Here is a 14,750-nt window from a genome sequence, read left to right as displayed (position 1 = left end):
CAGTCCACGTGCCGAAAGGACCGTCATGGCCGACCATCCGATCCCCGCCCCCCTGATCCTCGACCATCTGATCAAGGGCGCCACCGTCGTCGACGGCACCGGCGCCCCCGCACGCGTCGCCGACATCGGGATCAAGGACGGGCGGATCGTCCTCGCCGGCGCGGACGCCGTCGCCCGCACCACCGAGGACGCGCGCGGCCTCGTCCTCGCCCCCGGCTTCGTCGATCCGCACACCCACTACGACGCCCAGCTCTTCTGGGACCCCTTCGCCACCCCCTCCATGAACCACGGCGTCACCACCGTCGCCGGCGGCAACTGCGGCTTCACCCTCGCCCCGCTCCACCCGGACCGGCCCGAGGACGCCGACTACACGCGCCGCATGATGTCCAAGGTCGAGGGCATGGCCCTCAAGGCCCTGGAGGAGGGCGTCGACTGGAGCTGGTCGTCCTTCGGCGAGTACCTCGACGCCCTCGAAGGGCGCATCGCCGTCAACGCGGGCTTCATGGTCGGGCACTGCGCGCTGCGCCGGTACGTGATGGGCGCCGACGCCGTCGGCGGGGAGGCCTCCCCCGGGCAGATCGAGCGGATGACCGCCCTCCTGCGCGAGGCCATGGCGGCGGGCGCCTGGGGCCTGTCCACCACCCAGTCGTCCACCCACTCCGACGGCGACGGCGTCCCCGTCGCCTCCCGGCACGCCACCCCCGCCGAGCTGATCGCCCTCTCCCAGGCCGTCGGCGAGCACGAGGGCACCCAGATCGAGGCGATCCTGGCCGGCTGCCTCGACCAGTTCTCCGACGACGAGATCGACCTCTTCGTCGACATGACCGCCGCCGCCGGACGGCCCCTCAACTGGAACGTCCTCACCATCGACGCCGCCGTCCCCGAGCGCGTCCCGCGCCAGCTCGTCGCCTCCGAACGCGCCCGCAAGTCCGGCGGCCGGATCGTCGCCCTCACCATGCCGATCCTCACCCCCATGAACATGTCGCTCGGCACGTTCTGCGCCCTCAACCTCATCCCCGGCTGGGGCGAGATCCTGGGCCTGCCCGTCCCCGAGCGGATCGCGAAGCTCCGCGACCCGGACGTCCGCGCCGAGATGCTCCGCCGCGCCGACTCCAAGGAGGCCGGCGTCTTCCGCCGCCTCGCGCACTTCGGCCGGTACGTCATCGGGGACACGTACAGCCGTGAGAACGAGGGGCTCACCGGGCGCGTGGTCAAGGACATCGCCGCCGAGCGCGGCCAGGACCCCTTCCAGTGCCTCGTCGAGATCTGCGCCAACGACGAGCTGAGGACCGTCCTGTGGCCCATGCCCACCGACAACGACCCGGCGTCCTGGGCGCTGCGCCGCGAGACCTGGGAGCACGAGGACGTGCTGCTCGGCGGCTCCGACGCGGGCGCGCACCTGGACCGGATGTGCGGCGCCCCGTACACCACCCGCTTCCTCGGTGACTGTCTGCGCGGCCGGAAGCTGGTCCCGCTGGAGCAGGCGGTGAAGATGCTCAGCGACGACCCGGCCCGGCTCTTCGGGCTGCGCGAGCGCGGCCGGATCGCCGAGGGCTTCCACGCCGACCTGGTCCTCTTCGACCCCGAGCGGATCGACGCGGGCCCGGCGACCCTGGTGCACGACCTGCCGGGCGACAGCCCCCGGCTCGACTCGCGGGCGATCGGCATCGTCTCCGTCCGCGTCAACGGCGTGGAGACCATCCGCGACGACGAGGTGACCGGCGCGATACCCGGCCGGGTGCTGCGCTCCGGCCGCGACACGAGGACGGTGTCCACCCGATGAGGCAGCGGCTGTACATAGGGGGCGAGTGGGTCGAGCCCGACGGCGGGCACTACGAGGTGGTCAACCCGGCCACCGAGGAGGTCGTCGGCCTCGCGCCCGAGGCGAGTACGCGCCAGGTGTACGAGGCGGCGGACGCGGCCCGGGAGGCCTTCGCGAGCTGGTCCCGGACGAAGCCGGAGGAGCGGGCCGCGATCCTCGACCGGGCCGCCGACCTGATGGCCAGGGACGCCGAGGAGAACGTGGTCCTCGCGCAGGCCGAGACCGGCGCGACCACCGGGACCGCGCGCGGCATGCAGGTCGCCGTCGGCTCGTCCCGCTTCCGGCGGTACGCGCGCGGCGCCCTGGAGCCCGTCGAGCAGGCGCTGCCCCCGCAGATCAACGAGGCCGGGCCGATGGGGAAGGCCGGCGTCTTCGGCGCGGTGGCCGTGCGCCGCCCGGTCGGCGTGGTCACCTGCATCACCTCGTACAACAACCCCTGGGCCAACCCGGCCGGCAAGATCGCCCCGGCGCTCGCCATGGGCAACACGGTCGTGGTGAAGCCCGCCCCGCAGGACCCGCTCTCCGTCTTCGCGATGGCCAGGGCCCTGGAGGAGGCGGGGGTCCCGGCCGGTGTCGTCAACGTCGTCACGGGCACGAGCGCCGCCGTCGGCGAGGCGGCCGTCGACTCGCCCGAGGTCGACATGGTCTCCTTCACCGGCTCCACGGCCGTCGGGCAGCGGATCGGCGAGGTCTGCGGCCGGGCCCTGAAGCGGCAGCTGATGGAGCTGGGCGGCAAGGGCGCGGCGCTCGTCCTCGACGACGCCGACCTCGACTCGGCCGTGATGGGCATCGGCACCACCTTCTCCTTCTACAGCGGCCAGATCTGCACGGCCCCGACCCGGGTGCTCGCCCAGCGCGGGATCTACGAGCAGCTGATCGAGAAGCTCACCGGCTACCTCGCCTTCATGAAGGTCGGCGACCCGACGGTCCCGGGCACGGTCGTCGGGCCGGTGATCTCGGCGGCCCACCGCGACCGGGTGGAGGCCTACGTCGAGCTGGGGCGGAAGGAGGGGGCCCGGGTCGTGGCGGGCGGGGCCAGGCCCGACATGGAGCGCGGCTTCTACGTCGCCCCGACGCTGCTCGCCGACTGCACCAACGACATGCGGGTGGTGCGGGAGGAGATCTTCGGTCCGGTCGTCGTGGTCGTCCCCTTCGACGACGAGGAGGAGGGCGTCGCGCTGGCCAACGACAGCGACTACGGGCTCCTCGACTACGTGTGGTCGGGGGACGTGGCCCGCGCATTCCGTATCGCGGCCCGGCTGCGGGCCGGCGGGGTCGGGGTGAACACGATCGGCCGGAACATGGAGGCGCCCTTCGGCGGCTTCAAGAAGAGCGGGGTCGGACGGGACGTGGGCTCGTACGCGCTGCACGCGTACAGCGAGACGCAGGCGGTGGTCTGGCCGGGCTGACCCCACGGCCGTACGGGCCGGAAAATACTTCGGGAAAATTTGGAAACGGACATATAGGGCAGTGCTGCGGTTCCCGCATATCGGACGGCCGGTGAGACGCCTACCAATCGGTCGGTGCGACCGGGTGGTCGATCTTTCAATCAATGCCGAGAGGTCTCGTGTCCCTCTCAATGCAAGGTGAAGATCGGTCAAAGTCCCGGACTCACGTCTTCCGGATATGGAAACCGCAGCACTTAACGTCCTGTTCATGACTCAGCTGGACGCGCGGCCCCAGGCCGGAGACACGGTAAGGGGCGTCACCGCCCCGACCGACAGCCACGGCGTACGTGGCAAGGGCCTCGGCGGGAACTCCGTCGGACTGATGGGCAGTGCCGTCATCGGCATCTCCACCGTCGCCCCCGTCTACTGCCTGACCTCGACGCTCGGCTCCACCGCCGGCGAGGTCGGCCTCCAGATGCCCGCGATCTTCCTCGCCGGCTTCCTCCCGATGCTGCTCGTCGCCTTCGCGTACCGCGAGCTCAACCGGGTCATGCCCGACTGCGGCACCTCCTTCACCTGGACCGTGAAGGCCTTCGGCCCCAAGATCGGCTGGATGTGCGGCTGGGGCCTCGTCATCGCGACGATCATCGTGCTCTCCAACCTGGCCGGCGTCGCGACCTCGTACTTCTGGCTCCTCGCCGGTGAGATCACCGGATCCGAGTCCATCGCCGCCCTGGACGACAACAAGGCCGTCCACATCGTCACCTGCCTCGCGCTCATCGCCATCGCGACCGCGATCAGCTACCGCGGCATGACCGCCACCAAGGGCGTGCAGTACGCCCTCGTCGGGCTCCAGCTCGTCGTCCTCGCTGTCTTCGTCGCGATGGCCTTCCAGAAGGCCGGCAGCGGCGCCTTCGACACCGGGCTCTCCTTCTCCTGGGAGTGGATGAACCCGTTCGCCGTCCAGTCCTTCGCCGCCTTCACGGCCGGTCTCTCCCTGTCGATCTTCATGTACTGGGGCTGGGACGCCTGCATGGCGACCAACGAGGAGACCACGGGCTCCACCAAGACCCCCGGCCGCGCCGCGCTCATCGCGATGGTCGTCCTGGTCGGCTCCTACCTCGCCACCGGCGTCGCCGCGCAGATGGCCGTCGGCTCCGGCGACACCGGCCTCGGCCTCGCCAACCCGGAGACCTCCGACAACGTCTTCGCGGCCCTCGCGGGACCGGTCATGGGCCCGGTCCTCGGCGTCCTGCTCTTCGTCGCCGTCCTCGCCTCCGCGGCGGCCAGCCTCCAGACGACGTTCATCCCGGTGGCCCGCACAGTGCTGGCGATGTCGACGTACGAGGCGCTCCCGCCGTCCTTCGCCAAGGTCCACCCGCGCTTCAAGGTGCCGGGCAAGGCCACGATCATCGCGGGCGTCGCGACCGGCGCGTTCTACACCGTGATGACCCTGGTCAGCGAGAACGTCCTGGTCGACACGATCTACGCGCTCGGCCTGATGATCTGCTTCTACTACTCGCTGACCGCGTTCGCCTGCGCCTGGTACTTCCGCAAGGAGCTCTTCCGCTCCGGCCGGGACTTCCTCTACAAGGGCCTCTGCCCGGTCCTCGGCGGCGTCCTGCTGACCGCCGTCTTCGGCAAGACCCTGTACGACATGTGGGACCCGGCCTACGGCAGCGGCTCGTCCGTCCTCGGCGTCGGCTCGGTCTTCGTGATCGGCGTCGGACTGCTGCTCGTCGGCTTCGTGACCATGCTGGTCATGCAGCGCAGGAGCCCCGCGTTCTTCCGGGGCGAGGTGCTGACGAAGGAGACCCCGTCGCTGGTGGTCGCCGACTGACACCCCGTACGGACACCTGAGTCATGAACGCGCGAGGTGGCGGGACCCGGAAAGGTCCCGCCACCTCGCGCTTCTCTGTGCGCGGCGCCTCAGCGGCCCGGCAGCAGCCCCTCGACGGCCGCGTTGCCGGCCGGCATCTCGGCGGGCTGTCGCTCCTGCGGGTTCAGCAGGCCGCTCAGCGGAACGACGGAGGGCAGGTTCGCGTTGCCGAGGTCGGTCGTCGTGTCGGCGACGGCGGACCCGGCGGCGCCGAGGGAGCCCGCGAGGGCGAGACCGGTCAGGGCGGCGGTGAGCATCTTCTTCATGCCCGCACCAACGAGCCGGACCCCCACCGGGTGGCGCCGCCTCCCGGGTGGCGCACTGCCTAGGATGCGTCCGTGCATACGAGGACGGGGTGGTCGCTGCGCCCGGGGCGGCCGGAGGACGTGGAACCGATCGCCGAGCTGCGCGCCGTCGTGATGCGCCCCGACCTGGAGCGCCTCGGCCGCTACGACGAGCACCGCGTACGGCAGCGGCTGCGCGACGGCTTCTCGCCGCACCACACCTCGGTCGTCGAGACCGAGGGCGGAGCCTTCGCCGGCTGCGTGACGCTCCGCCCGTACGGGGACGGCGGCCCCGGCCTGTACCTCGAACACTTCTACCTGGCCCCCGAGGCCCAGGGGCGGGGCCTCGGGACGGCGGTACTGCGGGAACTCCTCGCCCGCGCGGACGAGAAATCCCTCGCCGTACGGCTCCAGGTGCTGAGCGGAAGCGCCGCCCAGCGGCTCTACGAGCGCGAGGGGTTCGTCGTCGAGTCGGCGGATCCGATCGACGTGTACATGGTGCGCCCGGGTCGGTGACCGGCGGTCAGATCGCCACGCCCGCCGGCTGCCGCACGGTGACGTTGATCCGGTTGAACAGGTTGGTCAGCGCCACCATCAGCACGATCGCGGACAGCTGCTTCTCGTCGAAGTGGTCGGCCGCCGCGTCCCACACCGGGTCCGGCACGGCGTCCGGGGTGTCCGCGAGTCGCGTCGCGTGCTCGGCGAGCGCGAGCGCGGCCCGCTCCTCGTCGGAGAAGTACGGCGTCTCCCGCCAGGCGGCCACGGCGAACAGCTTCTCGTCGCTCACCCCGGCCTTCCGGGCGCTCTTCGCGCCGTAGTCGACGCAGAAGCCGCAGCCGTTGATCTGGCTGGCCCGCAGGTGCACGAGCTCCAGGATCGACTCGGCGACACCGCCCTGGCGGGTGGCCTTCACCAGGCCCTGGATCGCCGTCTGGGCGTCGGGCAGGACGTAGGCCGGGTTGGTCATACGGGGGGTGATCTCGTGCACGTGGCTCTGCATGGTGGTCGCTCCTTCAGCGGTCCGTGGTGCCGTTCTCGTCGCCTTCACAGCACTGACGGACCGCGCGACGCGGATGTGACACGACCGCAGAATTTTTTTCGGAGAGCTTCTTCAGACCGCCGGTTCGGCGATCAGCGCCGTACCGACCGTGCGGAAGCCGAGCCGCGCGTAGAGCCGGGCCACGGCCTCGTCCGTCGCCGACAGGAAGACGGTCTCCACCCCGCGCGCCCGCGCGTCCGCGACCAGCGCGGCGGTCACCGCGAGGCCGAGGCCCCGGCGGCGGGCGGCCGGCAGGGTGCCGACGCCGACGACCTCGGAGACGGTGCCGAGAACGGTCGCGACCGGCTGGTGCTGCCCGGCCGAGAGCGCGGTGCCGTCCGCGTCCACGGCGGCGGCCAGCCGGGTGAGCCCCGCGCCGATCCTGACCGCGAGCTGCGCCGCGACCGAGGCGTCCGGGGCGACCCCGAAGGCCGCGTACGGCACGGCGGCGGCCGACGGCAGGACGGGGTCGCCCACCTCCAGGATCCGTACGTCCACGCCGGTCGGCGCGCCGGCCGGCACGCCTGCTCCGTGGAGGACCATCAACGGGTGCTCGTGGACCACGAGCCCGCTCTTCTCCACGGCCGCCCGCAGCCCCGGCGTCGTCTCCGCGACCCACTCGAACGCCTCGGGCACCCCCAGCTCCCGCTGCCGCGCCCGCACCCGCTCCACATCGGCGAGCGGCACCTCCCCGGTGTGCCCGAGCGCGGGCCGGGCGTAGTACGGCCAGCCCCGCCCCTCCCGCACGAACAGCGTGAGCGACCCGAACTCCTCGGCACGGGCGGCGGATCGGGGGACGGCGTCGTAGTACGTCTCAAGGCGCGTCAGCATGCCCACCATCCAAGCAGCCACCCCGAGCCCGGCACCCGCGGATTTCGGCGGGCCCGAGCGCGCCCCACGCCCCCAGCGGCGCACGCCGCCCCGAGCACCGCCCACCGCCCCGACCAGCCCACACCGCCGCCCCCAGCAGCGCACGCCGCCCCGATCGGCCCACGTCGCCCTGAGAGGATGGGGCCATGACCGAGATCCTGACCCCCCGCCTCCTCCTGCGCCGCTGGACCGACGACGACCTCGTGCCCATGGCCGAGATCGACGCCGACCCCGAGGTGATGCGCTGGATCGGGGACGGGTCCGTGCGGGATCTGGAGCAGACCGCCGAGGACATCGAGCGGTGGGAGGAGGAGTGGGACGACGAGGGCTTCGGGCTCTTCGCCGTCGAACTGCTCGGCTCCGGTGAGCTGATCGGCTTCGCCGGGCTCTCCGTGCCGGAGTACCTGCCCGAGCTGCGGCACGAGGTGGAGATCGGCTGGCGGCTCGGCCGCCAGTTCTGGGGGCAGGGCTACGCCTCCGAGGCCGCCCACGCGGTCCTGGAGTTCGCCCTCCAGGACCGCGGCCTCGACCGGGTCGTCGCCGTCGCCCACCTCTCCAACACCGCCTCCGAGAACGTCATGCGCAAGCTCGGCATGGTCCCGGAGCGCGAGATCGAGCACCCGGACTTCGGTGTCCCGCTGCGCGTGCACGCCATCGACCTCAGCGAGTACCAGGCCTGATCAGCGGGTGCCCTCGAGAAACACCGGGTTGGTGAAGGCCACGAGCGCGCCCGGCAGCGGCGGCAGCGTCGCCGGGTGCCGTACCTCCGCCCGTACGTAGGAGGCGTACGCGGCCGTCGTCGCCCACTCCACCCGCTGCCCCGCCGCCGGCACCGGCGCCGTGTGCAGCACGCCCTGGTCGGTGACGAAGCGGACCGTGGCGCCCTCCGGGGCGCCCGCCACCCCGAGCCCGACCGTCACGGTCCGGTCCGCCGGTACGCGCAGCCGCTCGCCGATCCCGGCCGTACGCCCCCGGCCGTCCGCGACCGAGAAGTCCAGCGAGACCGCCGAGGACTCGGCGACGTACGAGCGGCCCGCGCGCAGCCCCGCCAGGATCGCCTCCCGGCTCAGCTCGTCCGCCAGGACCACGGTCTGCGGGGTGCCGACCCGGTCCGGGTCGCGATGGGCGTCGCTGTTGCCCATCGCCGGGGTCCAGCGGCCCTTCGCGAGCGCCGCGTCCCAGCCGGCCAGGGACACCTCGTCGTCCGGGGTGTACGGGCCGTTCCACACCTCGACGGCGTCCGCGTCGCCGAAGCCGAACTTCCAGTTGCAGCCGATGCAGGTGGCGTGCGGGTGCGCCGGGACGACCAGACCGCCCGCCCGGCGGATCGCGCGCGCGAAGTGACCGAAACGGTTCTCCCGCGCCCGGTAGCGCCAGTCGACGAACGTGCCGGGCTCGGTGCCGAGCGCCAGGACGTGCCCGTTGCGCGTGGTGACCTCCTCGCCGAGCAGGATCAGCAGGTCGTCCCCGGCGAGCTCCGCCCACGCGCCGTGCCCGGCATGGGTGTTGTGCTCGGTGGCCGTGAGGAAGTCGAGCCCGGCGGCGCGCGCGAGCGCGGCGACCTCGGCGGGCGTGCGGCGGCCGTCGGAGTACACCGTGTGGAGATGGCTGTCGCCCCGGTACCAGGCCCTGCCGCGGCCCTTCGCCCGCTCCGGCGGGTACACGGGCCGGACGACGGGCGCGGAGGCGCCGAAGCGGAGGGTGATCGTCACGGAGTACGTGAGCCCCTGCGGCGCCACGGTGTAGGGGGCGAGCACCACGAACCAGGTCCCGGACTTCAGCGGACCGGGGACGTAGCCCGGCGTGGCCTCGTCGGTGCGCAGGAAGAACTCCTTGCGCGCCCCGCCGGACCAGCCGCGGAAGCCCTCGCCGCCGAGTTCGGTGCCGCGCTGGTCGAAGATGCCGATGTCCAGGGCGTTGCCCTGCGTCCCGGCGGGGACGGCCGGCCGGTCGTAGCCGTACGCGACGTGGATCTCGCGCACCCCGCGCGGGACCTCGACCGGCAGGTAGACGTAGTCGGGGGAGCCGGGCGGCAGCGTGCCGCCGACCGTCTCGGTGCGGTCGCCGACAGGCGGGTCACCGGGAGTGTCGGCCGCGTGGGCGAAGCTCACGCTTCCCAAGGTAACGGCGGAGGCGACGCTCGTCGTCAGGAGCGTTCGTCGGGTCGGTTCGCTCATGTCCGGCACCCTCGTAGTAGGCCGTGAACTCCCGGACAACACAAGAAGCCTGACGCGTCGCACCTCTCGGAAATCCCCGCCCCACCCCCTACCGTGCCGCTATGCGGATCTCGACCACGATCTTCCTGACCGACGAGACCATCACGCCGGTGCGCCTCGCGCGCGAGCTGGAGCAGCGCGGCTTCGCCGGTCTCTACCTCCCCGAGCACACCCACATCCCGACGGAGCGGGCCACGCCCTATCCGGCGGCGGGCACCGAACTGCCCCCGGAGTACGGCCGTACGCTCGACCCCTTCGTGGCCCTCGGTCAGGCGTCCGCGGTCACCGAGCGGCTCCTGCTCGGCACCGGCGTCACGCTGATCACCGAGCACGACCCGATCGCGCTGGCCAAGCAGATCGCCACCCTCGACCATGTCTCGGGCGGCCGTTTCACCCTCGGCGTCGGCTTCGGCTGGAACAAGGAGGAGGCCGCCGACCACGGGGTGGAGTGGGCGACGCGCCGCGAGCTGGGCCGGGAGCGGATGCGGTTGATGCGGGCGCTGTGGGCCCCCGAACCGACCGCGTACGAGGGCGAGTTCGGTGTCTCGGTCCGGGCGTCGTACGCGTACCCCAAGCCGGCCGGGGGCGCCCCGCGCGTCCTGCTCGGCGGGGCGGCGGGGCCGAAGCTCTTCGCGCACATCACCGAGTACGGGGACGGCTGGATGCCGATCGGCGGGCGCGGCCTGACGCAGTCGATGCCGGCGCTCCAGGAGGCCTGGGACCGCGCGGGGCGCGACCCGAAGTCCCTCCAGGTCGTCCCGTACGCGGTCCTGCCGAACCCTGGCAAGCTCGCGCACTACGCGGAGCTGGGCTGCGAGGAGGTCGTGCTGCAGCTGCCGCCGGCGGGCGAGGCGGAGGTCCTGCGGGTCCTGGACGAGTACGCCCAGTACCTCTAGGGCCGGAGGGCCGGCGGCTCCAGGTGCCCGATCGCCTTCTTGCCGCCGACCCCGGCCGGGTCGTAGGCGCAGGACATGGCCGTGAAGCCGTCCAGGGTCCGCCAGTGGGACCACCAGGTGACGACGATCCGCTCGGAGTCGCGGTCGTCCGCGTCGCGCTCGGCCCGCAGGGTCCGGGCGTCGCCGCTCTCGTCGAAGGAGGTGACGTCCCAGCCGGCCTTCTCGACATGGTCGCGGAGCCTGCGCAGCGCGGGCATGCCCTCCTGCTCGGAGACGTCGGCGATCCGCCAGTTGTGCCCGAGCCGGTAGGAGCCCTCCACGGGCTCGTCGGCGATGGACTCCAGGCCGGTCGGGTAGCAGGTCTCGGCGGAGACGGTGTTCTCGGCCGCGTGGAGGTCGTCGCCGCCCGGGCCGGGCGGCAGTGTGCCGCCGAACCCCACGACGTCGTACAGCTCCTGCGTCCGCGCGGCGGCCCGCTCGACCATGACCTCCGGGGCCACGGTCGGATACCCCTCGTCCGTCCCCCGCTCGACGGCGTACGCGACGATGAGCCCGACGACGAGCAGCACGGGCAGCGCGACGGCGGCGAGCACCACGAAGAAGGTGACCCGCACGGCACTCCTCAGCGGCGAGGGAGTCTCGGTCACGTCGTCCATCAGCTCGTCGTTCGTCATACCGGCGACGCTAGGCCGCGCCGGAGCGCTCGCGTATCCGTGCGGCGGCTCAGGTGGGGTGGGGGCGGGTACTCAGTGGAGGTCCGCCCCTCTTGACTTCGGAATACGTTCCGAAGTATGTTCGTGGGCATGGTGATCCCGACTGTCTCGTTCTCCGAGCTCTCCAAGAACTCGAAGCGAGTCGCCGAGACGCTGGACACGGCGCATCGCCTCCTTGTCACGCGACGGGACGGACAGGACCTCTACCTCACTACGGCCCGGCATGACCAGGAGCGGGAGGAGACGGCCGAGATCACCGCCCGCCTGCTCGCCGCGCTCCTCACGGCCGACGACGGCGCTCGAACCATAGGGCGAGCGCTCCCCGCGGTCTTTCCCTGGGTGAGGCACCTCTCCGCCGACGAACTCAGGGAGTTCGTCCAGGAACTGGTCGACGCGACGTACGACGCCGCGCAGTTGGACGTCCACGCGAACCTGCACCGGACGATCGTGGAATGGCGCGCCACGGCGCGCATCCTCGCCGACCCGGCGCTGACGGAGAAGCTCACACGAGCGCTCCCCGACGAGGATCACGGCGAGGTGTCCGCTCCGTGAGCCCGAAGCGGGGGGACGACGTCGCCCCACCTGTGATCGGCGCGGAGTGGCGCCTGAGGTTCGCGACGAACGAGGCGGCCAAGGGCTGGGGTGAACTCGCGGCGGAGGCGCCCGGGAACACCCGACGATGCTTCGAGGCGCTGCGCAGGGACCCGACGGCGCATGGAGACCCCGACCGGCAGCATCGGCTGCGGGGCCGCCTGGCCGAGGGCACCCTGGGCGGACGTGCCTACCCCCAGTGGGAGTACGAGGTCACAGCCGGAGGCCGCGTGCGCTACCTGGTCGACGAAGCGCGCCGAACGGTTCATCTCGTCCACGCGGCGACACGCCACCCCAAGGACACGGAGTGAGCGGATCAGGTGCTCGGGGGGAGGTCCGGCCCCGGGTGGTCACTCGTATGCTCGGTCCATGACGGATCAGCAGCCGGGACAGGCAGGTCGCCCCACCGAGAACGCCATGCGCCGCGCCCTCAAGCGGGCCAGGGACGGGGTGGCCCTCGACGTCGGTGAGGCCGCCGTGCTGCTCCAGGCGCGGGGCGCGGACCTCGACGACCTCACCGCTTCCGCCGCGCGCGTGCGGGACGCCGGGCTCGAGGCCGCCGGGCGGCCCGGGGTCATCACCTACTCCAAGAGCGTGTTCATCCCGCTCACCCGGCTCTGCCGGGACACGTGTCACTACTGCACCTTCGTCACCGTCCCCGGCAAGCTGCGCCGCGCCGGGCACGGGATGTTCATGTCCCCCGACGAGGTCCTCGACATCGCCCGGCGCGGCGCCGAACTCGGCTGCAAGGAAGCCCTCATCACCCTCGGCGACAAGCCCGAGGCCCGCTGGCCCGAGGCTCGCGAGTGGCTCGACGCGCACGGCTACGACGACACCCTCGCCTACGTACGGGCCATGTCGATCCGGATTCTCGAAGAGACCGGTCTGCTGCCGCACCTCAACCCGGGCGTCATGTCCTGGACGGACTTCCAGCGGCTCAAGCCCGTCGCGCCGTCCATGGGCATGATGCTGGAGACCACCGCGACCCGGCTCTGGTCCGAGCCCGGCGGCCCGCACTACGGCTCGCCCGACAAGGAACCCGCCGTCCGGCTGCGGGTCCTGGAGGACGCCGGCCGCTCCTCCGTCCCCTTCACCTCGGGCCTCCTGATCGGGATCGGCGAGACCTACGAGGAGCGGGCCGAGTCCCTCTTCGCGCTGCGCCGCGTCGCCCGCGCCTACCACTCCATACAGGAGCTGATCATCCAGAACTTCCGCGCCAAGCCGGACACGGCGATGCGCGGCATGCCGGACGCCGAACTCGACGACCTGATCGCCACGATCGCCGTCGCCCGGCACATCATGGGCCCCTCCGCCTGCCTGCAGGCCCCGCCGAACCTCGTCGACGAGGAGTACGGCCGACTCATCGGCGCCGGTATCGACGACTGGGGCGGGGTCTCCCCGCTCACCATCGACCACGTCAACCCGGAGCGGCCCTGGCCGCAGATCGACACCCTCGCCGAGAAGTCCCGTACGGCCGGCTTCGAGCTGCGCGAACGGCTCTGCGTCTACCCGGAGTTCGTCGGCCGCGGCGAGCCCTGGCTCGACCCGCGCCTGCTGCCGCACGTGCGCGCGCTCGCCGACCCCGAGACCGGCCTCGCCGACCCGGACGCCGTCGTCCGCGGCCTGCCCTGGCAGGAGCCCGACGAGGCGTTCACCGCGGCCGGGCGCACGGACCTGCACCGCACCATCGACACCACCGGCCGCACCCACGACCGCCGCGAGGACTTCGACGAGGTCTACGGCGACTGGGACGCCCTGCGCGAGGCCGCGGCCCCCGGGATGGTGCCGCAGCGCATCGACACGGACGTACGGGCCGCCCTCGCCACGGCCGCCGACGACCCCACGAAGCTCACCGACGACGAGGCCCTCGCGCTGTTGCACGCCGACGGCCCCGCGCTCGACGCGCTGACCCGGATCGCCGACGACGTACGGAAGTCCGTGGTCGGCGACGACGTCACGTACATCGTCACGCGGAACATCAACTTCACCAACGTCTGCTACACCGGCTGCCGTTTCTGCGCCTTCGCCCAGCGCCGCACGGACGCCGACGCCTACACCCTCTCCCTCGACCAGGTCGCCGACCGCGCCCAGCAGGCCTGGGAGCTCGGCGCGGTCGAGGTGTGCATGCAGGGCGGCATCCACCCGGACCTGCCGGGCACGGCGTACTTCGACATCGCGCGGGCGGTGAAGGAACGCGTACCGGGGATGCACGTGCACGCCTTCTCCCCGATGGAGGTCGTCAACGGCGCGACGCGCACCGGGCTTTCGATCCGCGAGTGGCTGACGGCCGCGAAGGAGGCCGGGCTCGACTCCATCCCCGGCACGGCCGCCGAGATCCTCGACGACGAGGTCCGCTGGGTCCTCACCAAGGGCAAGCTGCCGACGGCCACCTGGATCGAGGTGATCACCACCGCCCACGAGCTGGGTATCCGGTCGTCCTCGACGATGATGTACGGCCACGTCGACCAGCCCCGGCACTGGCTCGGCCACTTCCGCACCCTGGCCTCCATCCAGCAGAAGACCGGCGGCTTCACGGAGTTCGTGACGCTCCCCTTCATCCACACCAACGCCCCCGTCTACCTCGCGGGCATCTCCCGCCCGGGCCCGACGGTCCGCGACAACCGCGCGGTCACGGCGATGGCGCGCCTCCTGCTCCACCCGTACATCCCCAACATCCAGACCAGCTGGGTGAAGCTGGGCGCGGACGGCGCCACCGAGATGCTCCGCTCGGGCGCCAACGACCTGGGCGGCACCCTGATGGAGGAGACCATCTCCCGTATGGCGGGCTCCAGTTACGGCTCGTACCGCTCGATCCGCGACCTCACCGCGATCGCGGACGCGGCCGGACGGCCGTCGCGTCCGCGGACGACGCTCTACGGCGAGGTCCCGGCGGAACGGCAGCGGGCGGCCACGGCCTCGGACGGACATCTGCCGGATCTGCTGCCGGTGCTGGGGGACTAGGGCCTGTCCGGCGGATCATGACCGGGGCCGCGGCGCCTGGCACGGCACCTCGCCGCGTTGCCGAAACGCCCCGATAGCTCCGCTATCGAGA

14 protein-coding genes are annotated in these 14,750 nt (G+C 72.2%); 9 read left to right on the top strand and 5 right to left on the bottom strand.

The genetic code is table 11. From position 1 onward, the window contains the following. Positions 1 to 55: 55 nt before the first annotated feature. From AB0E14_RS14520 to AB0E14_RS14510, 3 genes are all read left to right on the top strand, one after another. On the top strand, positions 56 to 1,783 hold the full coding sequence (locus AB0E14_RS14520) for a D-aminoacylase (RefSeq protein ID WP_362416591.1): 1,728 nt from the start codon (positions 56 to 58) through the stop codon (positions 1,781 to 1,783). Beyond that, positions 1,780 to 3,231 carry an aldehyde dehydrogenase family protein gene (locus AB0E14_RS14515; RefSeq protein WP_362416317.1) on the top strand — a complete coding sequence of 484 codons (1,452 nt, stop codon included), beginning with the start codon at positions 1,780 to 1,782 and terminating at the stop codon, positions 3,229 to 3,231. Before AB0E14_RS14520 ends, AB0E14_RS14515 begins: the two co-directional genes overlap by 4 nt. Positions 3,232 to 3,478: 247 nt before the next feature. Next, complete coding sequence (locus AB0E14_RS14510) at positions 3,479 to 5,050, top strand: APC family permease (RefSeq protein WP_362416314.1); 1,572 nt, start codon at positions 3,479 to 3,481, stop codon at positions 5,048 to 5,050. An 89-nt stretch (positions 5,051 to 5,139) separates the two neighbouring features. Here AB0E14_RS14510 and AB0E14_RS14505 read toward each other — a convergent pair whose 3' ends face one another. Continuing rightward, complete coding sequence (locus AB0E14_RS14505) at positions 5,140 to 5,355, bottom strand: hypothetical protein (RefSeq protein WP_362416311.1); 216 nt, start codon at positions 5,353 to 5,355, stop codon at positions 5,140 to 5,142. 72 nt (positions 5,356 to 5,427) lie between these two features. On the opposite strand from AB0E14_RS14505, the gene AB0E14_RS14500 reads away from it, so the two are divergent. Next, the gene (locus AB0E14_RS14500; RefSeq protein ID WP_362416308.1) at positions 5,428 to 5,889 is read left to right on the top strand and encodes a GNAT family N-acetyltransferase; all 462 of its coding nucleotides are present in this window, start codon (positions 5,428 to 5,430) and stop codon (positions 5,887 to 5,889) included. A 7-nt stretch (positions 5,890 to 5,896) separates the two neighbouring features. Here the strand turns inward: AB0E14_RS14500 and AB0E14_RS14495 are convergent, their stop codons facing one another. Together AB0E14_RS14495 and AB0E14_RS14490 are read right to left on the bottom strand one after the other, a co-directional pair. Continuing rightward, complete coding sequence (locus tag AB0E14_RS14495; protein ID WP_362416306.1) at positions 5,897 to 6,373, bottom strand: carboxymuconolactone decarboxylase family protein; 477 nt, start codon at positions 6,371 to 6,373, stop codon at positions 5,897 to 5,899. Between the two features lie 111 nt (positions 6,374 to 6,484). After that, positions 6,485 to 7,252 (bottom strand): GNAT family N-acetyltransferase, encoded by a 768-nt coding sequence (locus AB0E14_RS14490; protein WP_362416304.1) that lies wholly within the window; start codon positions 7,250 to 7,252, stop codon positions 6,485 to 6,487. 176 nt (positions 7,253 to 7,428) lie between these two features. On the opposite strand from AB0E14_RS14490, the gene AB0E14_RS14485 reads away from it, so the two are divergent. Then, entirely contained in the window at positions 7,429 to 7,962 is a 534-nt protein-coding gene (locus AB0E14_RS14485; protein ID WP_362416301.1) for a GNAT family N-acetyltransferase, read from the top strand. On the opposite strand, the gene AB0E14_RS14480 is transcribed toward AB0E14_RS14485, so the two are convergent. After that, a complete protein-coding gene (locus AB0E14_RS14480) occupies positions 7,963 to 9,459 on the bottom strand; it encodes a CehA/McbA family metallohydrolase (protein ID WP_362416298.1) in 1,497 nt (498 codons plus the stop codon). A 101-nt stretch (positions 9,460 to 9,560) separates the two neighbouring features. Here AB0E14_RS14480 and AB0E14_RS14475 point away from each other — a divergent pair, with 101 nt between their 5' ends. Further along, entirely contained in the window at positions 9,561 to 10,394 is an 834-nt protein-coding gene (locus AB0E14_RS14475; RefSeq protein ID WP_362416295.1) for an LLM class F420-dependent oxidoreductase, read from the top strand. On the opposite strand, the gene AB0E14_RS14470 is transcribed toward AB0E14_RS14475, so the two are convergent. After that, positions 10,391 to 11,068 (bottom strand): hypothetical protein, encoded by a 678-nt coding sequence (locus AB0E14_RS14470; protein ID WP_362416292.1) that lies wholly within the window; start codon positions 11,066 to 11,068, stop codon positions 10,391 to 10,393. The genes AB0E14_RS14475 and AB0E14_RS14470 overlap by 4 nt on opposite strands. Before the next feature lie 129 nt (positions 11,069 to 11,197). Between AB0E14_RS14470 and AB0E14_RS14465 the strand changes: the two genes are divergently transcribed. From AB0E14_RS14465 to AB0E14_RS14455, 3 genes are read left to right on the top strand one after another with little or no spacing between them, the layout of a single operon-like run. After that, positions 11,198 to 11,659 (top strand): prevent-host-death family protein, encoded by a 462-nt coding sequence (locus AB0E14_RS14465; RefSeq protein ID WP_362416289.1) that lies wholly within the window; start codon positions 11,198 to 11,200, stop codon positions 11,657 to 11,659. Continuing rightward, positions 11,656 to 12,009, top strand: coding sequence for a hypothetical protein (locus AB0E14_RS14460; RefSeq protein WP_362416286.1), 354 nt, complete (start codon positions 11,656 to 11,658; stop codon positions 12,007 to 12,009). The genes AB0E14_RS14465 and AB0E14_RS14460 overlap by 4 nt, the downstream gene beginning before the upstream one ends. 58 nt (positions 12,010 to 12,067) lie before the next feature. After that, on the top strand, positions 12,068 to 14,659 hold the full coding sequence (locus AB0E14_RS14455; RefSeq protein WP_362416283.1) for a bifunctional FO biosynthesis protein CofGH: 2,592 nt from the start codon (positions 12,068 to 12,070) through the stop codon (positions 14,657 to 14,659). Positions 14,660 to 14,750 lie beyond the last annotated feature (91 nt).

The sequence above is a fragment of the Streptomyces sp. NPDC047981 genome, assembly GCF_040653315.1.
In the GTDB taxonomy this organism is placed as follows: Bacteria; Actinomycetota; Actinomycetes; order Streptomycetales; family Streptomycetaceae; genus Streptomyces.
This window is presented reverse-complemented; position numbering and strand designations above follow the sequence as displayed.